This window comes from Desulfitibacter sp. BRH_c19, from assembly GCA_001515945.1.
Classification (GTDB): domain Bacteria; phylum Bacillota; class DSM-16504; order Desulfitibacterales; family Desulfitibacteraceae; genus Desulfitibacter.
On the sequence record LOER01000038.1, the window covers coordinates 39,122 to 63,392 of the forward strand.

The 24,271-nt window shown below is 36.8% G+C and carries 25 protein-coding genes; 17 read left to right on the top strand and 8 right to left on the bottom strand.

Going from position 1 to position 24,271, the window contains the following annotated elements; genetic code table 11:
• Positions 1 to 556 precede the first annotated feature (556 nt).
• Positions 557 to 817, top strand: coding sequence for a prevent-host-death protein (locus APF76_03315; GenBank protein ID KUO49549.1), 261 nt, complete (start codon positions 557 to 559; stop codon positions 815 to 817).
• On the top strand, positions 807 to 1,118 hold the full coding sequence (locus APF76_03320; GenBank protein ID KUO49550.1) for a plasmid stabilization protein: 312 nt from the start codon (positions 807 to 809) through the stop codon (positions 1,116 to 1,118). Before APF76_03315 ends, APF76_03320 begins: the two co-directional genes overlap by 11 nt.
• Positions 1,119 to 1,244: 126 nt before the next feature.
• Here APF76_03320 and APF76_03325 read toward each other — a convergent pair whose 3' ends face one another.
• Genes APF76_03325 through APF76_03335 form a run of 3 tightly spaced genes read right to left on the bottom strand, consistent with a single transcriptional unit; the run spans position 1,245 to position 3,108 of the window.
• Positions 1,245 to 2,048 carry a hypothetical protein gene (locus tag APF76_03325; GenBank protein KUO49551.1) on the bottom strand — a complete coding sequence of 268 codons (804 nt, stop codon included), beginning with the start codon at positions 2,046 to 2,048 and terminating at the stop codon, positions 1,245 to 1,247.
• Complete coding sequence (locus APF76_03330) at positions 2,042 to 2,740, bottom strand: ABC transporter (GenBank protein ID KUO49552.1); 699 nt, start codon at positions 2,738 to 2,740, stop codon at positions 2,042 to 2,044. The genes APF76_03325 and APF76_03330 overlap by 7 nt, the downstream gene beginning before the upstream one ends.
• Positions 2,737 to 3,108, bottom strand: coding sequence for a GntR family transcriptional regulator (locus tag APF76_03335; GenBank protein KUO49553.1), 372 nt, complete (start codon positions 3,106 to 3,108; stop codon positions 2,737 to 2,739). The genes APF76_03330 and APF76_03335 overlap by 4 nt, the downstream gene beginning before the upstream one ends.
• A gap of 264 nt (positions 3,109 to 3,372) precedes the next feature.
• Here APF76_03335 and APF76_03340 point away from each other — a divergent pair, with 264 nt between their 5' ends.
• The 6 genes from APF76_03340 to APF76_03365 all read left to right on the top strand — a co-directional run bounded on the left by APF76_03340 (position 3,373) and on the right by APF76_03365 (position 10,658).
• Entirely contained in the window at positions 3,373 to 5,094 is a 1,722-nt protein-coding gene (locus APF76_03340) for a signal protein (GenBank protein KUO49554.1), read from the top strand.
• Positions 5,095 to 5,103: 9 nt separating this feature from the next.
• Positions 5,104 to 5,898, top strand: coding sequence for a two-component system response regulator (locus APF76_03345; GenBank protein ID KUO49555.1), 795 nt, complete (start codon positions 5,104 to 5,106; stop codon positions 5,896 to 5,898).
• 138 nt (positions 5,899 to 6,036) lie between these two features.
• Positions 6,037 to 7,056, top strand: coding sequence for a hypothetical protein (locus APF76_03350; GenBank protein ID KUO49556.1), 1,020 nt, complete (start codon positions 6,037 to 6,039; stop codon positions 7,054 to 7,056).
• 101 nt (positions 7,057 to 7,157) lie between these two features.
• Positions 7,158 to 8,690 (top strand): heme ABC transporter ATP-binding protein, encoded by a 1,533-nt coding sequence (locus tag APF76_03355; GenBank protein ID KUO49557.1) that lies wholly within the window; start codon positions 7,158 to 7,160, stop codon positions 8,688 to 8,690.
• Entirely contained in the window at positions 8,680 to 9,741 is a 1,062-nt protein-coding gene (locus APF76_03360) for an ABC transporter permease (GenBank protein KUO49558.1), read from the top strand. Before APF76_03355 ends, APF76_03360 begins: the two co-directional genes overlap by 11 nt.
• Positions 9,741 to 10,658: an ABC transporter permease gene (locus APF76_03365; protein ID KUO49559.1), complete on the top strand. Its 918-nt coding sequence runs from the start codon at positions 9,741 to 9,743 to the stop codon at positions 10,656 to 10,658. The genes APF76_03360 and APF76_03365 overlap by 1 nt, the downstream gene beginning before the upstream one ends.
• Before the next feature lie 149 nt (positions 10,659 to 10,807).
• On the opposite strand, the gene APF76_03370 is transcribed toward APF76_03365, so the two are convergent.
• On the bottom strand, positions 10,808 to 11,017 hold the full coding sequence (locus APF76_03370) for a hypothetical protein (protein ID KUO49560.1): 210 nt from the start codon (positions 11,015 to 11,017) through the stop codon (positions 10,808 to 10,810).
• Positions 11,018 to 11,020: 3 nt separating this feature from the next.
• Positions 11,021 to 11,698: a hypothetical protein gene (locus APF76_03375; GenBank protein KUO49561.1), complete on the bottom strand. Its 678-nt coding sequence runs from the start codon at positions 11,696 to 11,698 to the stop codon at positions 11,021 to 11,023.
• A gap of 354 nt (positions 11,699 to 12,052) precedes the next feature.
• Between APF76_03375 and APF76_03380 the strand changes: the two genes are divergently transcribed.
• The 8 genes from APF76_03380 (at position 12,053) to APF76_03415 (ending at position 20,139) form a co-directional block, all read left to right on the top strand.
• Positions 12,053 to 12,970 (top strand): hypothetical protein, encoded by a 918-nt coding sequence (locus APF76_03380; protein KUO49562.1) that lies wholly within the window; start codon positions 12,053 to 12,055, stop codon positions 12,968 to 12,970.
• A 278-nt stretch (positions 12,971 to 13,248) separates the two neighbouring features.
• Positions 13,249 to 14,775, top strand: a complete 1,527-nt coding sequence (locus tag APF76_03385; GenBank protein ID KUO49563.1) for a hypothetical protein — start codon at positions 13,249 to 13,251, stop codon at positions 14,773 to 14,775.
• Positions 14,772 to 15,683, top strand: a complete 912-nt coding sequence (locus tag APF76_03390) for a hypothetical protein (GenBank protein ID KUO49564.1) — start codon at positions 14,772 to 14,774, stop codon at positions 15,681 to 15,683. The genes APF76_03385 and APF76_03390 overlap by 4 nt, the downstream gene beginning before the upstream one ends.
• A gap of 27 nt (positions 15,684 to 15,710) precedes the next feature.
• Positions 15,711 to 16,616: a hypothetical protein gene (locus tag APF76_03395; protein ID KUO49565.1), complete on the top strand. Its 906-nt coding sequence runs from the start codon at positions 15,711 to 15,713 to the stop codon at positions 16,614 to 16,616.
• Between the two features lie 38 nt (positions 16,617 to 16,654).
• Positions 16,655 to 17,836, top strand: coding sequence for a radical SAM protein (locus tag APF76_03400; GenBank protein ID KUO49566.1), 1,182 nt, complete (start codon positions 16,655 to 16,657; stop codon positions 17,834 to 17,836).
• Positions 17,837 to 18,087: 251 nt separating this feature from the next.
• Positions 18,088 to 18,573, top strand: coding sequence for a hypothetical protein (locus APF76_03405; protein KUO49567.1), 486 nt, complete (start codon positions 18,088 to 18,090; stop codon positions 18,571 to 18,573).
• Positions 18,551 to 19,042, top strand: coding sequence for a transcriptional regulator (locus APF76_03410; protein ID KUO49568.1), 492 nt, complete (start codon positions 18,551 to 18,553; stop codon positions 19,040 to 19,042). The genes APF76_03405 and APF76_03410 overlap by 23 nt, the downstream gene beginning before the upstream one ends.
• Positions 19,043 to 19,101: 59 nt before the next feature.
• Complete coding sequence (locus tag APF76_03415) at positions 19,102 to 20,139, top strand: hypothetical protein (protein KUO49569.1); 1,038 nt, start codon at positions 19,102 to 19,104, stop codon at positions 20,137 to 20,139.
• 393 nt (positions 20,140 to 20,532) lie between these two features.
• On the opposite strand, the gene APF76_03420 is transcribed toward APF76_03415, so the two are convergent.
• From APF76_03420 to APF76_03430, 3 genes are all read right to left on the bottom strand, one after another.
• Complete coding sequence (locus APF76_03420; protein ID KUO49570.1) at positions 20,533 to 21,819, bottom strand: C4-dicarboxylate ABC transporter permease; 1,287 nt, start codon at positions 21,817 to 21,819, stop codon at positions 20,533 to 20,535.
• Positions 21,819 to 22,319, bottom strand: a complete 501-nt coding sequence (locus APF76_03425; GenBank protein KUO49571.1) for a hypothetical protein — start codon at positions 22,317 to 22,319, stop codon at positions 21,819 to 21,821. The genes APF76_03420 and APF76_03425 overlap by 1 nt, the downstream gene beginning before the upstream one ends.
• An 80-nt stretch (positions 22,320 to 22,399) precedes the next feature.
• On the bottom strand, positions 22,400 to 23,440 hold the full coding sequence (locus APF76_03430) for a hypothetical protein (GenBank protein KUO49572.1): 1,041 nt from the start codon (positions 23,438 to 23,440) through the stop codon (positions 22,400 to 22,402).
• Between the two features lie 375 nt (positions 23,441 to 23,815).
• Between APF76_03430 and APF76_03435 the strand changes: the two genes are divergently transcribed.
• Positions 23,816 to 24,268: a (2Fe-2S)-binding protein gene (locus APF76_03435; protein ID KUO49573.1), complete on the top strand. Its 453-nt coding sequence runs from the start codon at positions 23,816 to 23,818 to the stop codon at positions 24,266 to 24,268.
• Positions 24,269 to 24,271 lie beyond the last annotated feature (3 nt).

Here is a 24,271-nt window from a genome sequence, read left to right on the forward strand (position 1 = left end):
GTCATTAATGAAGTTGGTTTTTAAATTACAAGGAGGGGAACCAATTGTGGTACAGGCAAAAAGTCCATTAATGGAGATAACTATGCAAAAAAGGAAAATGAAACTTTTAAAAACAATTGCTCCAAGTATTGTGCTGTATTGCTACCTTCTAGCAATATTGCTTTGGTGCATATGGGTTTAACACCCCAACAAATACACCGATACGCTAAACCTCCTCAAAAATGTCATAATAGTCATTGTTCGTAAATTCAAGTACTGTCTCCCGCACCATAATTTGTCTGAAAACCCGCAAAGATGCGGGTTTTGGTATATCTATAAGAGATTTTCATTCTAAAAATTTGTAGTTTTGGCAAAACCGCATTTAAAAAAGGCAATTAAGCCCTGATTGCTGCCAGCAGTTTCTTAGTGCCAACCATATTGATAGCTCGTTTCAAATTATAAGCAAGAAAACTAAGCCCCAGTGCAAAAAGAGAAGTAATGGAACTTAATTGAAAAGTAGCAAACTAGGGCATAATTATGGTATGATTGGCTCATACGAATAAAGGAGATGATAATTATGCCTCAGATTATTCCAATTAGGGACTTGAAAAAAACTAGTGAGCTTTCGGAAATGTGCCGAAAAGCGAAAGAACCTGTGTTTATAACTAAAAATGGCTATGGTGATATGGTTATCATGAGTATGGAAACCTACGAGAAAACTATGTTAATGAATGATATTTATAGAAAATTAGATGCAGCTGAACAATCTATTGCTAGAGGTGAAGTAATGGATGGCTTTGATTCTTTAAGAAAAACTAGAGAAAAATATGACTTATAAGCTTATTGTTTCAAAAGAGGCTCACAAGGACATTGATAATATAGTTCATTACATTGCTGTAGAACTTGTTAATCCGACAGCAGCGACAAGTTTTATTGAAGATGTAGAAAAAAGCTACTACGCTGTTGTTCATAACCCACGCATGTATAGCTTATGCAAAGATGTCAGTCTCAGCAGACAAGGATATAGAAAAATAGCTATCAAAAATTATCTTATATTATACCGTATTGACGATGAAGCAAAGACTGTTTTTATTGTGAGAATAATTTATGGTGGGAGAAACTATGCTGAGTTAATCTGAAAAAATTTAAAAATGCACACCCTGGTGCAAATTTGAATAAGGGTGTGCATTTTACATCTCAACATATTCATAAGGCATTGTGAACAGTTAGTTGTTTTTGATTAGCCCAATTATTTTGCAAGCTGCTTATTCCAAATTAAGTCGCTTACTTAAAATGAAATTTGTTATTGCGTAGTAAGCTGCACATAGGATTACTTCAATAATAATTCCATAAGCAATTGCTATTTGAATTAATCCATGCATGCCAACGAAATCATTGGAAGAGACATGTTGATTATTGAAAAGATAGTCTGTTCCAGGGGCCAGGCTGATGATTGTCAAAAGAATCTGTGAAAGAGTACTTAGGGCAATGAAGGCTCCGAAGGAGGCCAGTATTTTATGTTTACAGAAAAGGTGCCCAATGGAAATCGACGCATATACTATCAAAATGACTGCAGCTAAGCCTATAAGAATTGCTATGATAAACTCAAAAGTCAAAATGTATGTTGAGATTCCCAATTGTTCAATCACTTGGTAATAAAAAGTTGTCAATTGCCCAGTAAGTGTAGTTATGTCTCCTTTTTCAAGAGCAATAATAAGGATTGAAATTAAGGCGGTTATTCCACTAGTCACTATCCAAAGCATAGAAATAAGGAGTTTACTTGCAATATGTTTCCAAGGTTTTACTGGTAGTGTATGCATCAAATAGCCTTCATCCGAAAGCAGATTTTTAGAAAAACGTTGAACCATCATAACAAAGGTCATTACAAACATTCCCACCATAATAATGACGTAGATGGCCATGCTGATGACTGCGGGGGCAGCCCATTTCTCGGGACCAATAGTAGAAATGATTTTAGTAATTCCTGCGAACATCAGTAAAGCTAGGAATAGTGGTACAAATATTCTCCCAGTCGCTTTTAGCTCGTACTTTAAAAGTTTGCTTAACATTTGAAGACCTCCCTGAATAAAGCATTGACCGATTTACCCTTTTCATCCCGGATATCATCTACAGAAGAATTTAAGACTATTTTACCTTGATTTATAAAAACTACATAATCCAATATATTTTCTATGTCTGAAATGAGATGGGTAGAAATAATTACTGTTGAGTTTTCATTATAATTGCTAAGAATAGTCTTAAGAATATAATCTCTTGCCGCTGGGTCTACTCCACCTATAGGCTCATCCAAAAGATAAAGCTCAGCTTCACGGCTCATGACAAGAATTAATTGTACTTTTTCCTTTGTACCTTTGGACATGGTTTTTAGTCTGTCACTAGAGTTGATATTTAAACTTTTCAGCATTTCGTAAGCTTTAGACGAATTAAAATTAGCATAGAAATCCGAAAACAAATCAATGATTTGATTTACCCGCATCCAATCATTCAAATAGGTCTTTTCCGGGAGGTAGGATACAATTTCCTTAGTTTCAATGCCTGGGGTGTTGCCTCCAATGAGAATTTTTCCACTAGTAGGGGTTAAAAGTTCGTTTGCAAGCTTAATTAGAGTACTTTTCCCGCTACCATTAGGTCCCAAAAGCCCTACAATCTGGCCCCGTTCTATATCTAGACTTACATCTGATACGGCTACTTTACTTCCGAATTTTTTTGTAAGTCCTTCGCATTCTAAAATACCAGTCATTTCTTCATCTCCTTTATCATCTTATTAATAATGGTTAATATCTCATTTTGTTTAAAGCCCATTAACTGCATTTTTTCCAGGAACTCCAAGATTTGTTCCTTAGCCAATTTTGCTTTTGCCATTTCAACCATATGTGCATCCTCCGTAATTGACCGACCGCTTGTGCGATGTGTAATGATGAGACCATCCTCCTCCAATTTCACTAGAGCTCTCTGCATAGTATTGGGATTAACTGCGGCCTCTTGAGCCAGGTCCCGTACCGAAGGCAGTTTGGTGCCTAGTGGATAAACACCGGAAAAAATCATCAGCTCAATTTGTTCAATCAGCTGGGTGTAAATAGGTCTGTCAGATTTCAATTCCCATGACATGATATCACCCCGTTGTATTATTGTATTAAACACTTAATACAATAATACACTATTTTTAGTTATTGTCAATAGGAGATTTAAATTTGTTTTTAATAAGCGGTATCCGTGCATAATGCAAGACTGAAGGTGAAGAATTTCTGTTTATATGCAGGAATTCTCTCATAATAACACGAAATAAATTAAATTAACTTTGCTTAACCTTATTAGAACGGTAAAAAGTTTGAATGACGGTCTCAAAAATTCCATGTTGAAGGAAAATTATTGATGAAAAAAAGGAGTTTAATTCTTCAGCTGTTCATTATTTTGTTTATTATCCTCCAATGCCTGATTATCTTTTTGGGCTTTTCGACCTATAAATATGCTGAAACAGTTATTCAGAAAGAGGTTATTCAGCTCAACTCAAATATGCTTCAGCAGCTTGCTATTAGAATCGACCAGGAATTAAAGGATGTTGAGGTCCTAGCCAGCCGCATTGCATATGATACGAGTATCATTGAATTACTAAAAAATAGCTCAGACGGAGAGAGTGTAAGCAAGGAACAAATTCAAAAAATTGAAGGTATTATGGCTGGTTATATCTGGTCCTATCGGAATACGGCGATGCTCATTGACGCACATTTGATCGACAGGCACGGTAATACCTACTCCACTTCGTACTCCATGTCATCCAATCAGGAGGCAGACCTGGCTATATATAGTAAAATATTGGAAAACCGTACCGATAGCGTGATTTTTCCCATTAAGACTTCTCAAAACGCTTTAGGAGGAACCAACTATTTTTTTCAGGTAGTAAGAAATGTTAATGCATATATTTCCAAACAAAATTACGGGCTGCTGCTTTTAAATGTTAATGAAAAACTGCTTTGGGACAATTACATTCGTTTGACCAATGGAGAAAAGGGTTTCAGCATTGTGGACAATAACGGCGTGATAATATCTCATAAGGATAAAGACCAAATGAATAAAACACTAAATAGCTTTGTTGAAGCAAATAACAGAAACAAGCTGGAAAACTATTATTTAAAAGATGGCAAGCTCCACATTTTTCACCAAATTAACGGATACGGTTGGTACATTGTAGAGTCAATTTCTTTGAAAAGTGCAATGATGCCTCTAAAAAAAATAGAGTTTTTTTTATTAGCTTTTGGATTTTTATGTGTTTTACTTACAGGTTTGGCACTAATTGTAGTAGCAAAAAAAATTGCAAAACCGTTAGCTTTACTGACTAATAAAATGACTGAATTCAACAATGGTGATCTTTCGATTCAAATTCCTGATAGTACTTATAGGGAGTTTTCGGAAGTCTCTATTTCTTTTAATGAACTTATTCATCGCGTAAATTATCTGCTCGAAGAAAATATTAACAATGAACGTCAAAAAAGATTGCTAGAGCTTGATTTTTTGCAGGCTCAAATTAATCCGCATTTTATTTATAATACGTTAAGCTCTATTCGTTTTTATGTTGAAATGGGTAAACATGAAGCAGCAGAGGAAATGCTTTATCATTTTTCTAAGCTGCTTAGAAGGGTGCTGTCCCGTGCAGATGAATTCGTACCGTTAAGAGATGAGATTAACCACTTAGAGGACTATATAGCCCTGCAAAAGATGAGATATTCCAATGCTTTTACAGTAGAATTCTTACTGGATAAAAATACCTTAGATGCCCAAATCCCCTCATTCATTCTGCAGCCAATTATCGAAAATGCTATTTTTTTTGGCCTGCAGGCAAATAGATTGATTGTCATTAAAGTAAAAGCTGAATTAGCAGATAATGATTTATATATTAGTATTTCTGACAATGGAATCGGGATAAGCCAGGAAAAAATAACTGAAATCTTTAGTAAAGAGGTTCAAATGAACAGAGTAGGAATTTTAAATGTGCATGAACGAATTAAAATTTTGTGTGGAGGCTCCTATGGTTTGACAATTGAGCAGAATCAGCCAGAAGGAAGTAAAATAATCCTTAAATTACGGTATTATACCTAGGGAGGAATTATGTTAAGAATAGTTATTGCAGATGATGAGCAGCCGATTCGAGAGTGGTTGAACTATTGTTTGAAAGATAAAAAGGATAGTCTGGAGGTTGTTGGGACCGCGTCTGATGGATGGCAGGCATATGAGCTTGCTATAAAAGAAAGGCCTGATGTGGTAATTATGGATATCAGGATGCCTAAAATGGATGGGATTACCACAATGAAAAATATTAAGCAGGTACTACCTCAGACGGAATTTGTTATTTTGACAAATCATGCTGAGTTTTCTTATGCAAAACAAGCAATTTCCTGCGGTGCCAAGGAATATATTTTAAAGTCTGAATTAAGAAGCTCAGAATTGATTCAGATTTTGGAAAAGATAGAAGAGGGTCGCTATGCGTATCACGACAGGCAAAGAATCAATGACCAGTTGGAATATGCCGCCAAAAAAACGCTGACAGAGGATCCAAGTGATCATCCCGAAAACAATAAATTTATAGAAAAGGCCTTGAATTATATTCATGAGCATTTTCATGAAGCCATTTCGCTGGCAGACGTTGCAAGCCAGGTCTATCGTTCCCCGGAGTATTTCAGCAGATTGTTTAAGGGAGTAACAGGAGAAAATTTTAGTATTTACTTGATTAATTATCGTCTGATCCAAGCAAGGTCACTTTTGAGCAATACTGATTTAAAAATAACAGAGATAGCTTATAGGGTAGGTTATCAGAACCCCAGCTATTTTTCCAGACTTTACAAAAAGTATATGGGCATAACTCCGGAAGAGGAACGTAGAAAAAAGTTAAACAAAACAAAATAGTGCAAAATATCAAATAAGTAACAATTATATCAAGATAGTAATAGAAACTCGACATTACTGTTACTATCGTATTCGCCTGTCTTTGTTACAATTAATTTGAGAGGATTTACTCTTAAATTATACTGGGGAGGGAAGGAAATGTTTAAGAAAAGTTCCAAATTAACAGCAATTGTATTGGCCGCAGTAATGCTGCTTTCGCTGACTGCATGCAGTCAAACAGCAGATTCAGGAGAGAAAGATGATGAAGATTACAAAATGGTTCTTATTTTACCCGGGCCTATTAACGATCAAAGCTGGAACGCAACAAACTATGCCGGGTTGGTAAAATCCAATGAAACTCTTGGTACACAAATGGAATATGTAGAGAATGTACAGGCTGCAGATTATGAGTCTACCTTTAGAAATTATGCAGAGCGTGGATATGATTTAATTATGGCAGCAGGCACCCAATTTGATGAGGCAGCAAATAAAATTGCCGAAAGTTATCCTGAAACGACTTTTTGTGTAGTAAATGGTATGGTTAGCAACGGAGCAAACGTATCACCAATTTTCCCGAAAGAATATGAGGCGAGTTACATAGCTGCTTTAATGGCGGGAGAAGTTACTGAAGACGGTCAATTTGCCACAATTGGTGGTTTCCCCAATAAGGCTATGGAAAATTTGTTGGATGTGTATGAGAAGGTATCTGTTGATATAGCCAAAGAGCGCGGTATTTCTAATGCAAAAGCAGTTCGTGCCTATGCAAATAGTTGGGATGACGTAGCTTTAGGAAAACAAATGGCTGAAACAATGATTAATAACGGAGCAGATGTATTGTTTGTTTATGCAAATCAGGTTGGTTTAGGCTCTATTCAGGCTGCCAAAGAAGAAGGTGTTAAGTTTATTGGTTTCTCTGGAGATCAGACAACAATTGATCCTAATACAGTTGTAGGTTCTGTAGTCTTTGATTTTGAAACATTCTACGTTTGGGCTGTTCAAAAATATCTTGATGGTAGTTTAGAAGGAAACAAAGTGCATCAAGCAGGAATTGCAGAGAATATCTTTAAGCCGGTGTACACCGATAATATTAGCAAAGAAATCCAGGATAAGGTGACTGAAGGTATGGCTAAAGCCAGTAAGGGAGAAATTGATTTTACTGCAATGTTTGTCAATAAGTAAACTCGTTCAGCCAGTAAATGTAAATAGAAAATAGAAAATAAACAAATTTAATTAGCGGTTCCGAGAGGTGCCGCTAATTTTTAAAAGTAGGCGGTGAAATTATGGGAGAAGGTTTTTTTGAACTTAATGGCATTAGTAAGTATTTTGCCAAAGTAATTGCGAATAAAGATGTTTCCTTTTCGATCCGTCGAGGCGAAGTTTTAGCTTTGTTAGGGGAAAATGGAGCAGGTAAAAGTACGATTATGAAAATTCTTTATGGACTTTATAAAGCCGACGAAGGGAAAATATATAAGGATGGCAAGGAAGTAAAAATAAATTCCCCTAAGGATGCCATGGAACATGGAATTTCTATGATCCAACAGCATTTTTCTCTGGTATCTGCTCACACTGTAATGGAAAATATTATCTTAGGAAATGTTCGTGGAATCATCGATTACAAATTGCTACAGGAAGAAATTAAAAAGCTGGCTGAGTTTTATGGATTTGATATTAATCCTAATGACTATATCCGCAATTTGGCTGTAGGTGTTCAACAAAAAGTAGAGATTTTAAAGGCACTGCATCAAAAAGCAAATCTTTTAATTATGGATGAACCTACCGCAGTTCTTACTCCTCAAGAATCTGACAGCCTTATGCAATTTATAAGAGATTATACCGCACAGGGTAATTCTGTTATTTTTATCACTCACAAGTTAAAAGAGGTAATGAGTGTTGCTGATCGGATTGTCGTCATGAGGGCAGGAAAGGTTTGCGGAGACATAAAACGAGACGAGACAGATGAAATGGAATTATCTAAATTAATGATAGGCAGGGATTTAAACTGGGCAACAAAAGATGGTCTGCAGAAACCTGTCAGCCAAGAAGCATGGTTAGAAATACAAGATGTTACTATAAAAGAAGAAACTGGAGTTCCGGCTTTAAAAAATGTCTCTTTGACAGTACACAAAGGAGAAATCCTTGGGATTGCAGGAGTTAGCGGCAATGGCCAGCAGGAACTTTGCGAAGTAGTGTATGGTGCTATTTCACCTACAAGTGGGAGAATCCTATTGGATGGGAAGGATATTACTAAAAGAGATACTAGAGCAAGGATAGATCTAGGAATTGGTTATGTCCCCGCTGATAGAAGCAGAGATGGCATGATTATGGAGATGTCAATTGCCGAGAATATGATGCTCAAAAGCAGCTATGGTGGAAAATGGAAAAAAGACGGATTTATTGACAAGAAAAAGCTTAATCAATACACATTACAGGAGATCCAGGAGTATTCAATTAAGGCGCCATCTGCGGATACAATTGCCCGCGGTTTATCAGGGGGTAACCAACAAAAAGTAATTTTGGCCCGAGAAGTCGATAATGGGCAGAAGGTAATAATCTTTGATCAACCAACCAGAGGGTTAGATCTAGGGGCTGTTAACCATATTCACAGAGTAATTCTTGATGAACGAGACAATGGAAAAAGTATTTTACTGGTATCTACTGAGCTTTCGGAGGTATTTGCTCTTTCTGACAGAATTGCTGTTTTGTACAAGGGTGAAATACAAGGGGTATTTAATCCTGATGAGCTTACTACTGAAAAAATTGGTCTTTTAATGGCGGGGTTTCGAGGAGGAGAGGTGAGCAAAGATGCATGCTAAGTTAAGAGATTTACTAATTACTAACATACTAGCTATTCTTTTGGGAATTACTGTAAGTGGATTAATGCTACTTTTTCTTGATAAAAATCCCATAAACGCATATACCGTACTAATCACATCAATAGTGCGGGACGGCTATACCTTTGCGGACATATTTGTAAAAGCTACACCGTTAATGTTTACTGCCTTAGCATTTGCTTTTACCTACAAAGCTAATTTATATAATATCGGAGCCCAGGGGCAATTTTACATTGGAGCGGTTATTGCAGTAGCAGCCTCCCTATTTTTTCAGAATATCCTGCCTAGCTGGCTTGTACTAATTATTACTTTGCTCCTGACGATTGTTGGAGGTGGCCTCTGGGGCGCATTTGTCGGCTTTGTGAAGGCAAAGTATAATTCTAGTGAATTTTTGGTTAGCATGATGTCAACCTATATAGCTTTGGCAATCATGAATTATCTATTGCGAACTTTTTTAATGGAAACTAAAGGTGAATACCCTCAAACTGAAGCTCTTTCACCCTCTGTTTGGCTACCTACTATTATTCCGGGTACCAGACTGCATATTGGTTTCATTTTGGCAGTACTGGCTTGTATTGGTGTATGGATTCTGCTTTACAAGACTTCGATGGGCTATCGCATTCGGGCTGTGGGTCATAATGCAAGAGCCGCGCAGATGTCAGGAATCAATGCCAAGAAAATTTACATTCTGGCATTCTTTATCAGTGGGGCATTAGCCGGCGCTGCAGGCTTTACGGAAGTTAATGGTGTTCAGCATATGCTGGTTCAGGGCTTTAATATAGATATTGGAGCAGCCGGTATTGGGATTGCAATTTTAGCCAACGGCAACCCTATTGGTATTATTTTTGCAGCTATTTTGTTTGGTGCGCTGAAGGTTGGTGGTACCATAATGGGGCAGATGTCAGGGATACCTTCAAGTATCATTGAATTGATGCAAGGCTTTGTGATGGTATTTGTAATTCTGGCTTATTTTGTTAGAAACTGGTTGGAAAATAACCGGGAAAAACGCAAATTGCAAAAGGCGGTGGTATAATGATCAGCTTGTTATTAGGTAGAACAATAATGATGGGAACGCCACTACTTTTTGGAGCTACAGCGGAAGTAATAGCAGAAAGAACTGGTGTAATGGTAACCGCCGTTGAAGGTATCTTCTTAATGGGGGCCTGGGCTGGTTTTGTTGGAGCGTATTTGAGCGGCAGCTTGACTGTTGGGTTTTTATCTGCCATTATTGCTGGCTTGTTGGTTGCAGCTTTGTATGGATGGATTTGCATATATTTAAAGCAGCATCAGGTTGTTACAGGAGTGGCCATTAATATTTTGGCAGTAGGTCTTTGTGCATTTTTGTACCGTGTCATTTTTGGGGTTCCAATAACTCCGCTGACAGTTAGTCCCCTAACAACGATTCCAATTCCAGTACTTTCACAAATTCCGGTAATTGGGCAAATATTTTTTAATCAAAATATCTTAACATACGCAATCTATTTTCTTGCACCTCTAACGTATTTTATGCTCTATAAAACTTCTATGGGTTTAACGATACGTTCGGCTGGTGAAAATCCTGAAGCGGTAGATGTTGCGGGAATAAATGTTTTGACTATTCGTTTTTTTGCGGTGCTTTTCGCAGGTGTTATGGGCGGAATAGCCGGTGCTTTTTATTCCATTGGTTTTCTGGGAATGTTTGCTACTAACATAATTGGCGGTCGTGGCTGGATTGCTTTTGCTATTTGCTTTTTGGGAAATTGGAATCCAAAGGGCGCAGTTATTGGTACTCTAGCTTTCGGGTTTGCGGAAGCAGTAGCTATTTATATGCAGTCTATAGGAAGCAATTCCTTTTTCCCTAATGAATTATTTATTGCTGTACCATATATTCTGACGATTGTTTTAACAATTACCCGAAAATCATTTAATGTGCCTGCCAAATTGGGGGTCCCTTATCTTAAAGAGAATTAATAAAAGGCTTGGAATATTTTAACCTCTTATCTACTGCTTCTGCGATCTTGGATAGGGGGTCAACTAAAGCGGGATACGATGGCTTCCCTCAAAATGCATAATGTGAGAATATGGCGCAGATGGGAGAGCCCTGACTGGCATCCAGGAGGTCAGGGCTCAAGTGCCTCTATCTCCACCAAATCAATAATTAACTGAGACCAATTCGGTCCAAGTTTTTTGTTATTTTTGCAATAATTAAATAAAGGATGACAGGCTTCTAACATTAGATAGAGATAGGGATGAGGATGCATCATTTCCTTGAGTGTCCCAGGCCTAGGTCCTCTATCAATTACTGCATGTCCCTGACTAAACTCAGGCAATGGCTAGATATCCTTAGCCAATAATTTTAAATTTTCAATATCTTTGATAAGAAACTGATTTCGTGTGATTTCAATTATGCCTTTATCTCTTAATCGGTAAAGTAGCCTACAAACAACTTCACGCTTAGTTCCTATCCTTGCTGCCATATCATCAAGTGTCATATTTCTGGGAACTTGATGTTGATCCTTGGAATAGTATTCGTCGAGTATTAAGCTTGCAAGGCGGGTTAAAACGTCTTCAAAAGCCATTTGGTTAATTGTATTAGAAGCTTCGCGCATTCGCTTCATTAGAATTGTAGTAATTTCCCAAAGAGCTTCTGGGTTTTGTTTTATAATAGGCATTAAATGATCCTTATGCCATAAATAGATCCTGGTGTTTGTCTGAATTGCTTGGAGTGTTCCGGGTGTGGGGCCCCCGTCAATTATTGCGTGCCCTAAAAATATGTCTCCCGGTTTAAATGTGCGTAAAACAAGGCTATGGCCTTTATGCGATTCTCTCGCCATTACCATAATTCCTTTTTGTACCAAAATAATATAAGGCAATAAATCATTATACAAAGAGATTATTTGACCTTTTTTTAGGTCACGACATACGGCTAGCTCACATAATTTTGTGAGCTCTTTTTTATTCAATTTTCTAAATACCAATGCTTTTGACATCATAATCAATACATTATCCACAGAATGTTACCCCCTTGGCAGTATTGGGTAGCTGAAAGGTCCCTGAAATACCTTTCTTCTATGACTATGTTTGCAAAGATGCTTAGATCAGAGAATTATAGTTTTCGGATTCTATTATTAGTCATCCTTATTATATACATAAAATTAATTTATTGCTTTGCCTAAAGTCAAAGTATTTTTTGAAATTCAATGATAGTTTCTTATTAGATAGAAATAATCTTCTTAAGAAATAGGGGTGATATAATGCAATGATTTATTAAAGGTAATAGTAATCTTTTTGTATTTGTAATTAGGCTGATTCTAGTTTAAGACAGGTTTAGAAAAAACATAGGCTATGAAGGAGGTTTTATTAATATGTCATTATATTCTCAAGAAGTATCTTCGGGAGCAAGAAAGTTAGTTATCGTTTTGGTGTTGATATCAGCCGTATTCATGATTGGAGTACAGCCGTTTATGACTGCACCTGCTTTGGATACGATTCAAGTGGCCCAGTTTGAACGAATTGATAAGTTTTATGCTGAAGGAAACCCAGCAGCACCGCTTATAGAAAATACTCCAGCAATGGTTGGTTTCTTTTTTGCACAATGGACAATGCTTTCATTCATTGGAGGATTAGTTTTATTCATTATTGCTAAGCCCTTGTACAATGGGGTTAAATGGGCTAAAGCAATTGCCTTGATATGTCTTGCAATGCCTTCTATAGGTGGGGCTTATATGCTGGTACCTTGGATGAACTTTGTTAGTAGTTCGCCTGATGCAGGTTTTCCGCCAGCGGTAATTATCATGGCAGCCGGCCTAATCCCCTATTTTGCTATTGTTATGGCGGGTAAAAGTAGTGCTATTGAAAAAGCAATCCTCTTCACAATTTTTACCTTGCTCGGGGTTGCAGCTGCTTATACCTTTGGTAATGGCCATGCAGCACACCGCATACTAATTGGGCATCCTATGCTACCCCAATATGGACCAGATATCTTTGTATTAAACTATGCTCGTACTGCAGGTTGGATAGCTGTACTGGGACTTACGGCTGCTATCTATTTGCTGGCAATGCGTAAAGAAGTTGGTTGGTGGATTGGACTATCTGCAGGAGCAGTCACAGGTTTTACTGGCCTATTAACCCATTACTATCGTCATGTTACCGTGGATTATTTACTTCAGGGCTTAGCTGGATTGGCTATTGTAGCAATCCTGTTAATTCCCATGGTAAAACGACTGCTTATTGGTAATGTAGAACAGAAAGGAACAATATCGGAAAAATTTCATAGTGCATAGAATAGCAGTACGGTAATTCAGATGTGTAATGGAACCATAACATTACAATGAATAGAGGTGAAGTGATGGAAGGATCATATTTTTTGATTGGTTCTGTCGTAGTTGGTGCTGTTCTCATGTTGGTATTTTGGAAATTAAATTAATGGTGCCAAACATTATTCCGTAATCAGATTTAGCTGAAAGTGTATGTGAGCTGGGTGAAATGCCTGGCTCACTTCTAACCTTTCTTATTAACTGAAGAGAATGTAAAAATGATAAGGAATGGGGGAGGGCGATTAATGTCCAATCGTATAAAGTACCTGTTTAGTTCCACAAATGGGTTGGTGCTTATGGCGATAGCGATAATAAGCATAATAGCAGCTATTTGGGGTACTTTGTCAGGACCCATGGTGGAAATGGGAGTAAGAGATATTACAGTAAAAGTTTTAGGCATGAAAATGGTAGAGGCAGAACGCGAGGGTAGGGTAATAATGCTCTATCATGTGATAGCCATGGCAGTAATAGCTATTTTAGTATATTTAATTACCGCAAATGTAAGGATGGATAAGAAATTAGCTCTATTTGCAAATGCATTGGTAACAGCAGGGTATCTTATTGTTGTACCGGCAGGCTTGTTATTTGCTTATTTTGGTCGTAACTGGGTAATGCATGGTATGTATGTATTTGGCTTATCGATGATTTTTTTATCAGGCTTGATACTAGCTGTGGCCCTGTGGCCTTGGAATAAAAAATACTATTTAGAAAAAGGTTCCCCATATGCTCATCTACCTTCTGGTCTAGACTTAGAAAGGGTTGCCTTTTGGGCTATGACTTTAGCTACACTCGGATCCGCAGCTTTAGGAGGAATGGTAGCATCATATTTTGGTAATGGCTTTGAAGTGTTTTTGGCAGAAGACACCATACGTCATCCTGTAAAGAACCACCTGCAACTATCAATAGTGGGTCATTTACATATTATGCTGGCTCTAATGGGGATAGCAATAACTTTGGTAATGGGAAGATGGTTAGATTTTAAAGGTATATGGCATAAAATAGCTATGCCTAGCATGGTACTTGGTACAATTACTCTTACAATAGGAGCTTGGGCTGTTGTACCTGCTCAGAATATAGCTCATACAATCATCTATGTGGGTGCGGTGTTTTCCATGTCTGGAGGCTTGTTCTTAGTAATCTATGGCATGCCTAAACTAGTCAAGGATCGACTACAAGAGCAGGGTCTTGTAAAAGCGACTTTTTGGCAAAAGACTATGGCCCTTTTCCATGACCCATTAAAGTTTGGGGTATTGTGGCAGATGATATTTATGAATTTTACAACCAGTTTTGTAGGAATTTTCATGGCTATCAGGCTAACAGAAATTTTTCGAGTATGGCCCCATCGAGAAGAACGTATAGAACTAGCTGGTCATTGGCATATATTGTCTGCCATTATAGCTATAATGATTCTGTTCTATTTCTTAGATAGGATAGGCTTGAAAGGAAGAATCCGACAATGGTTTGGGTGGACAATGATTATAGCTTCAGATTTAGCCTTTGCAGCAATAACTGTTTTTGAGATGAAACGGTTATTTGTTACCGAATATATGCAACAGCCTGTAGTGAACTTAACAATGATATTAACTGACATAGGATTAGGGTTGATACTAATCTTATTGGCTGGTTTTTTGATATGGCGAATAATTGACCTGTTTAAAAGTAAAGGGCTATGGATAAAAGAACTAGAGGAAACAGATATTGAAGTGACATGTTTAGATGAAACAACTACAGTACAATCTAAACAAGAGTCAGGACGGGAGGTGTCACAATGAGAAGCATAACTATGATATTAATGGTATTAGTCATTGCTGTATTTGCAAGTGGGTGTGGTGTAGTGCCAGATACTCCAGATGCTGTTAAGTTATACAATAAAGCCGGTGTTGATCCGAATTCATGGGCATTAGTTCCAACTGGTGAGTTCTTACAGGGTCAATTTAACAAATCCACTACTATAGACTATGACTATGAAATTATGGTTACAAACGTAACTAATTATCAATATGCTAGATATCTTGAGGAGGTTCTGGCTGCAGGAGAGATTGAGATTGAAAATGGCAACATATATGGTTATTACCCTGGAGATGAATTTGAAGATGGTAAGCACGAAGAAAAGATCGAAGAAGGATATTATTTGCATATGCCCCTAGAAGATCTAGCCACTAGAATCACATACGACGGAACTAGTTTTTATGTAAAGGATGGTTATGAAAACCATCCAGTAACCATGGTAAGCTGGTTTGGAGCTAAAGCTTATGCCGATTTTTTTAATTACAGACTACCAACAGGACTTGAGTGGGAAAAAGCAGCCCGTGGTACGGATGACCGTCCTTATCCTTGGGGTGATGAGCTTACAAAATATAATGCAAATTACTATCATAGCGGTGACCCCTTTGAAACCAACAATGGCTATAGTGACACAACACCCGTTGGATTTTACAACGGACAAAAATATGGTGATTTTCAGACCTTTGATTCCCCTAGCCCTTATGGCCTGTATGATATGGCCGGCAATGTAGCTGACTGGACAGGAGAAAAACACTATAAAGTACATTATCGTTATATGCGCGGAGGAAATAGTGGCAGCTATGGAATAGATACCCGAATCTGGAAGGATAACAGTTCGCATCCAGAATATGTGAGTCCTAGTGTAGGATTCCGCTGTATACGCGAGCCACAATAAAACTGCATAAGAACGGGGGGAGAACTTATGAATACCAGCCATGTAAGAAATACGCACCTACCCCAGGAAACAGTAGTATATTCTTTGGAAAAACTTAAGCAGTACTGGATGCTTATAAAAAGCAAACAAACGTTTTTACTGGTAATTACAGGGTGGGCAGGATTTAGTAGTGGGGCATGTCCCCTTACACACTCGAAAATGTTGTTAGCTTCTCTTGCCTGCCTTTTTTTGGTAATTAGTGGATGTACCATGTTTAATATGATACTTGATCGGGATATCGATGCCAAGATGAACCGGACAGCTAAAAGACCTTTGCCCAGTGGGGCATTAAAGGTAAAAGAAGTCATTCTTTGGGGAAGCATCATTTTACTAGTAGGTTTAGGGTGGGCCTTTTTGCTCAGTCCCCTATTTGGATTGATTGTGGCGGCAGGAGTATTTATAGATCTAGTGGTCTATACCATATTACTAAAAAGAACTACAGCTTTTTCAATCCTCTTTGGGGGTATATCTGGTGGTATGCCAATTTTAGCTGGAAGGGCTTTAGGGTTAGGCACTATAGATACTATTGGAGTCCTCCTTGCCTTAGCAATACTGTTGTGGATACCAACCCACATTATGACATTTAGCATTAAATATAGAGATGATTATAGTAGGGCAGATATTCCAACATTCCCATCTCAGTATGGAGTGGAAAACACACGAAAAATAATTGCTATGTCTACAATTATGGCTAGTATAAGCATGATTCTATCAGCGTATTTAATAGGGATGAATGGATTATGTTTACTTGCAATGGTCTTATCCAGTATAATCCTGATTACTTTTGCAACTATTTATATGAGTAAATCCTGTTACAAGCTTGATATGAGATTATTTAAAATGGCATCCATCTACATGCTAGTGACCATGATACTAATTGGTTTTGGGGCATAACTTGAGATAAAACTATTTAAGCAACAGGGGGAATATTTGTGATTAGTGTTAGTAAATTGGTATGTAATACTGAAAGCTTTGGAGATACTTTACGATACAACAAGGATTCTAAAGGTACTTCTCATGGAACTACATGTCAGAAAGGGCCAGTAGTGGTATGGAATTGTACCAAAACCTGTAATCTAAATTGTATTCACTGTTATGCAAGTGCAAGTGCTGAAAATGAAGAATGTGATGGGGAATTAACCACTAAGGAAGGTAAAACTCTTATTGAGAATTTAAAGGCGTATAATGTTCCTGTGCTTCTAATTTCAGGTGGGGAGCCTTTAATGCGTGATGATATACTCTATTTAGCTAAATATGCTAATAATTTAAATATTAGGACTACCTTTTCTACGAATGGAACCCTGATAACAAAACAGATAGCTAAACAGCTTAAAGAAGCAGGTACTAGCTATGTCGGTATTAGTATTGATGGTATTGGTGAAACAAATGATTCTTTTCGTGGGCAAAATGGAGCTTTTGACAAGGCTGTAAGAGGAATAGAAAATTGTTTGTCAGTAGGGCAAAGAGTTGGTTTGCGTTTTACGATAAATAAGCGTAACTTGTCGCAGCTTCCCGGTATTTTTACTCTTATTAAGGATATAGCTATTCCTCGTGCCTGTTTTTATCACCTTGTATATAGTGGGCGAGGAAGTAGTTTGATCAAGGAGGACATAAGTCTTCAGGAAGCAAGGGAAACCATGGAACTGATTATAGACCATACAAGAAACTTTCAAAGTATGGGTTTAGATAAGGAGATTCTAACAGTAGCAAATCATGCAGATGGAATTTATCTTTACCTTAAGTTAAAGAACGAAGACCCTGTAAAAGCTAAAAAAGCCTGGGAATTATTAAAAAATAATGGGGGTAATCGTACAGGAATGGCCATTTCAAGCGTGGATTGGAATGGAAATGTTCACCCTGACCAATTTACTGCTAATTATACTATCGGAAATGTTCGTAAAAAGCCCTTTGGGGAAATATGGAGTGACAAGTCTAATAAGATCCTTTTGGGGTTAAGAAATAGAAAATCTCTTCTAAAAGGTCGTTGCTCGAAGTGTCAATGGCTTGATATCTGTAATGGAAATGTTCGGGTTAGAGCTGAAGCGGTTTATGAAGACTTATGGCAGTCAGATCCTGCCTGTTATTTATCAGATCTAGAAATTGGCCTTCAATAAACAGGATTCTTGACTTCAGGTGGAGTTTTTACTCCATCTGAAGGTTAGAAACCGTTATCCACGCTAGTAACACTTATGAACTTGTTCATTAGTGTTGAGTGTGTGCAAAGCTGGACATAGCACCGCTTATAGAAGATGGGAGTCTTGGAGTGAAATTTGTCAACTTGTTGGCATAGCTGAACCCATGCAAGGCTAGCGGTGATAGTCATCGGATAAGTACTGGCTTGAGTAAACAAGGGTAGGTGTGTAAAATGGATTATCCTGACAAACAAATTCTATCCATTATTCAAAGTGACTTTCCAATTGTTGCTAGACCGTACTTATGTATAGCTAAAAAAGTTGGTCTGTCCGAGGCAGAGGTGTTGATGAGGCTAAAGAAATTGCTTGCAGATGGGTTGATTAGACGTATAGGCGCGGTTCTAGATTCTAAATGCCTTGGCTATAGCAGTACTCTTTGTGCTATGCAAGTGTCTGAGGAAAGAATACCAGATGTGGCTACTGTAATTAGCTCTTATGAAGGGGTGACTCATAATTATATCCGAGAACACAAATACAACCTCTGGTTTACTCTAATATGTAATTCTCCCCAAATGCTGAATTATATCATTCAAGAAATAACAAATAAAACCGGTATAACAGTTCATACTTTGCCTGCAATGAAACTGTTTAAGATAAGCGTAAAACTCCCAGTTCCCGGAATGGAGGTAGATACTTATGAAGTTAACCACTTTAGATAAAGTCATAATTTGTGAATTGCAAAATAGCATTTCCCTAGACTCTCGCCCTTTTAATTCCATTGCAGAGCAAATTGGTATTACAGAAGTAGATTTAATTAAAAGAATTGAATTATTACAGGAAAAAGGTTTTATCAGGCGGGTTGGAGCAGTTGTTAATCACAGAAAGATGGGTTATATTGCTAATCCAATGATTGCTTGGAATGTACCAGATAATCTTGTAGATAAAGCGGGGCAAGAAATTGCTGCCTATTCTGAAGTAACTCATTGCTATCTAAGACCACGTCTGCCAGATTTTCCGTATAATATTTATTCCATGATTCACAATCAAACGCGGGAAGCATCAGCTAAAATGGCTAAAGAAATCTCGGTATCAATAGGAATTGCGGATTACATGTTGTTATATAGCAGCGTTGAACTTAAAAAGTCAAGTATGAAGTATTTCAACGAGGAGGGGTTACAAGAAGCTTGACTCAGAAACCAGATTTTGATTAACTCATTTAAAGCGTGTGCAAAGGAAGTGACATTATAATGCTAGTAACTGTTACAGCTGTAGTTTTAGTTATAAATATTCCATTTGGCTTTTGGCGCGCGAGAGTTAAAAAACTTTCATTACCATGGTTATTATCGATCCACTTTCCGATAATTATAGCATTTATGTTGCGTGCTATAGCTGATTTAGGATGGGGATTATCCACCTTTCCTCCATTTATGGCGGCCTTTCTTTTAGGCCAGTTTTTTGGAGGAAAGCTATATCTAACTTCTCAAAATTATAAAAAAATGAACTCAGTGAAAACCATTTGCTTTATCCTTTTGAAGAATATAAGTATTAAAAAAGAGCAAATAAAATGTGTGGCAAAAACTAAATGGCATAGAAAAAATATTCAAGCACTCTTTTTTGTACTTTTTATTTGGTTTATATTAAATTTTATTCCTAGTGTAAAATTTCTTTTTACTGTTCTTATATTATTTATTTTAATTACTTTAACGCTGCGCACAGGACTTTGTGGTTGGATGTGTCCTTTTGGAACACTATTCGAAAGGTTTAATACACTTGGAGGAAAAATAGAAAGTATTGGCATTATTCAACCTAGATACAAAAAATATAAAAAATGGATAAAAGACAACAGAGGTTTATTAAATAAAATTGATAAATACGCTAGGTACTTTAAATATCCTTTCTTACTATGGACTATTTTTTCATCTGTTTATTCATTCAGAGCTGGACATTTGGCTGTCCCATATGTATTTCTAGTATTGTTAACTTTAACGTTATTTATTAATAGGGCTTGGTGTAGATATGCCTGCCCAGTAGGTGCGCTAATAGGAGTTTTAGGAAAGTTAAGCCCAACTATAATAACACGGGATGAACAAAAATGTATCAAATGTAACAGATGTAGTAGAGTTTGTTCAATGAATATCGACGTAGCTAAACAAAAGCATGTAAAAGCTACAGATTGCATCACATGTTTAGAATGCGTTGATGCTTGTCCTATCCATGGAGCATTAGAATTGAGAGTTGCTTTACCTCGAATTACAAATAGGAAAAACAGAAATACTAGTTTTTAGAATGCATTTATTGTAAGTCCCATTATCTCCACTGTCTACCACAAGGGGAGCATATAAATGATGCGGGTTTTTTATATATCTATAAGAGATTTCCATTCTATAGATTTGTAGTTTTTGCAAAACTGCATTAAAAAAAGGCAATTAAGCCCTGATTTCTGCCAGCAGTTTCTTGGTGCCCCAACCATATTGATGACTCGATTCAAATTATAAGCAAGAAAACTAAGCTCTTTTTTTGAGAATGTCTTATTTACTAATAATAACCTCCAGTATTCCTGTTTTTTTCTGCTATAAGTATAAATTATAATACCCTATAGGGGAGACTCTTTTTACTTGTCTACTCTATAGGGTACATTTTATAGCGATCTAGGTTTCTTTTTAAGTTATAAATTGACATTACATACCAAATAAATTTGGCAAAAAAAGTGTTATTTGCGGAATAAAAGTGACTAAGATTAAAGCAACAATTAAAGCTAATAAAAATGGCCAAATTGATTTGACTAAAGTTTCAAATTTTATTCCTGATATACCACAAGCGACGAATAGATTAGACCCAATAGGCGGTGTTATAAACCCTATTGATAGGTTTAAAATCATCATTACGCCAAAATGGTATACATCAATCCCATAAAGAGCAACAATTGGGTATAGTATAGGACTTAAAATGATGATTGCAGTAAAAGTCTCCATGATACACCCGACAATCAATAATAGAATATTAATGACGATTAATAATACAAATATATTACTACTCATTGAAGTTAATGCACTTTCTACCATCTTTGGCACACCTTCAACTGTCAAGATTTTGCCTAGTACTGATCCTGTAGCGACGACAATTAATATTGATGAGACAGTAATAGCAGAGTTGACAAGAGCTTTTGATGTTATGTTAATCGAAAGTTCTTTATAAATAAATTTTCCAACAATGAATCCATATACACATGCAACAACAGCTGCCTCTGTTGCTGAAAATATACCGCCATAAATACCGCCTATAATAATAATAGGTACAAATAAAGCCCATATAGCATCGGCTGCACATTTTACTGCATTTTTGAAATTGAAATTAGCACTTGAACTTTTATAACCATCTCTTTTAGCGTAATAATAAACCAAAATCATAAGAACGAAACCTGCTAGAAGCCCTGGTCCTATTCCTCCCATAAACATGGTGCCGGGAGAAGCGGCAGGAAGTGCCACACTATACATGATCATAGGGATACTTGGAGGTATTATTGTACCTAAAACGCCGGCGGCAGCAGTAAGTGCTGTCGCAAATGAACGGGGATATCCTTGTTCTTCCATTGCAGGTATTAAGATAGTACCAACGGCAGCAACAGTCGCAATAGCTGATCCACTAATAGCCCCGAAAAATATACAGGTTAGAACTGTAACGATTCCCAGTCCACCTGTGAAATGTCCAACTAGTGAATTGGATAAATTAATGAGTCTTTTCGATAACCCCCCACCTTCCATTAGTGAACCAGCCAAAATGAAAAATGGAATTGCAATAAGAGGGAAGCTATTCATTGAGGAAAAAATAGCTTGTGAAATAAAATCAAGCCCCATTGTACCGCCTGCAAATCCGTAAATGCAAAGTGCTATTCCAATGGAAACGCCAATTGGAACTGATAAAAGCACAAATACAGCAAAGGATGCTAACAGTAAGAATATGTGCATTAATCCAGCCCCCCATTTCTTTCCACTATTCTTTCTTTAAACAATAGCTTTGTGTCAGCCATGAGTCTGTAAATGCTAAGAACAAAGCCAAATGGGACGGCAATTTGAATCATCCACATATAAAGGCCGGTAGATTCAGAAATTTGCAGGTTGATAAAAATCAGTTTATAAACCTTGATAAATGAATAATAACTAATAATGCCACAAAATATCATAAATATTAAATTCGAAAATACTTTAAGATAAAACTGCATTTTTTCAGATAAAATTACAAATGCTAATTCTACCTTGATGTGCTTTCTCTTTTTTACTGCCAATGAGATGCCAATAAAAACGGACCATATTAACATATAGGTAAGTAGATCTTGGCTCCAAGATATTGAGAGATTAACTACATATCTAAAAAATATTTGAGCTGTTGCTATTATTAGCATAGCGGTATAGGTTGCAATTAAGAGCCACTCTTCAATATGCTCATCAAACAATTTTAAGAGTTTCATAAATCCTCCCACAATTTTAATTGAATAATAAGGTGACAATAGGCACCTTATTATTCAATTAATACATTCCATTGAAATATTTATTTACCTTCTATTTCTTTAATTATTGAAAGGGCACTATCCAATACTTCTTTCCCTATTTTTTCTTCAAAATTTTTGTAAGTTGGCAATGCCATCTCGATAAATACCTGTCTCTCTTCATCTGTTAAATAAGTGATTTCAGTAGTTTCTTTAATCTTTTCTATACTTTCATTTTCAAGTTCAACGGCTAATTCTCTATTAAATATCTGTGTACTCAGAGCTGCTTCTTCAATTATGCTTTTGACATCATCTGGATAAGAAGCAAATACGCCTGTATTGATGAATAACCCAACAGGGTCAAATGCATGCATCGTATCAGTCATATATTCTTGAACCTCATTAAACTTCATGCTCGCAGTATTACTGAAACTATTCTCCTGCCCATCAATTGTTTTTGTTTGCAGACCAACGTATATATCCCCATATGGAAGTGGTGTTGGATTAGCACCATATGCTTTAAAGTAGTCGATTTGAACGGGATTATCTAATGTTCTTATTTTTAACCCCTTTAAGTCATCAGGGTGTTTTACAGGTGCTTTGTTATTTGAGACACTTCTATAACCACCGTCAAATACAGCAAGTTGTTTAAATCCTTGTTCTTCAATGCTTTTGGCGATGTCTTTTGCCAGATCGCTGTCTAAAAATTCAAAAGCTACTTCTTTGCTGCTAAATAAATAAGGTAGATTGTAAAGTAAAAATGCATCAGAAAATTGTGCAAAAGGTGGGTAAATGTTTACACACATTTCAATACTGCCATCTTGAACACCATTGAAAATATCAGCACTTCCACCCAATGATCCTCCAGGGAAAAGTTCAACATCAATTCGTCCTTCAGACAGCTGTTCTACCTGCTCTTCAAAATGACGCATAGAACGTGTTGCAATATCCTGTTCTGGTGTAACAAGACCTACTTTGATTTCGAATTCCCCTTGTTTTATTTCTGAACCTTCGTTGTTGGGAACTACATTATTTGAATTATCAGAACAACCAGCAGCAAACAACACCATTGCAACAAGAACCAATAATAATACTTTTTTCATTTTCATTCTCCTTTTTTATAAAGTATAATGATATAGAGTGTAATGCATTGTACTTGACATTAATATATTTATCCCATGACTAATTATGACTTTTAGATATAATTTTAGTGTCAAAATGTTATACTTTTAGAGTCCTTCAAATTAATGTATAAGCGCTTCGCGTCCCCAGTATCAAAAATAGTGGTTTTGATATTGGGGACATTATTTTTTAGGGCTCAGATGATTTTTACCTATTTAATCATAGCGTCTGTTTAACTAGCAGTAAGCTGATTCTAATTATTTGTCATAGGAAAGTCATAAATTCGTGCAAGTCATTACAGATTTTCCTACTATAATATAAAATAAGATGAGTTACGAGGTATTGGGGGTAATCAAATGATAATCAACGCTATGATCAACGGGGAGTCCATTCAAAAAGACTGCAATCCCAACAAAAGATTAGTGGATTTTTTACGGGATGATATGAAATTACAGAGTGTTAAAGAAGGTTGTGGTGAAGGGGAATGCGGTTCGTGCACTATACTTCTTGATCAAGAAGCCGTAATGTCATGTATGGTATTGACAGGGCAAATTAACGGGCGTAAAGTGACAACAGTTGAAGGATTGGATCAAATGGGTGAGCTCGAACCCCTTGTAGAATCATTTGTTAATTCAGGAGCTGTACAATGCGGTTATTGCACACCAGGGATGGTCATCTCGACAAAAGCCTTGTTGTATAAGAACCCGAACCCTACTGAAGAAGAAATTAAAAGCGCTTTAGAAGGAAACCTTTGCAGATGTACCGGATATAACAAAATTGTTGAAGCCGTTAAAAATATAGAGGAGTGACAG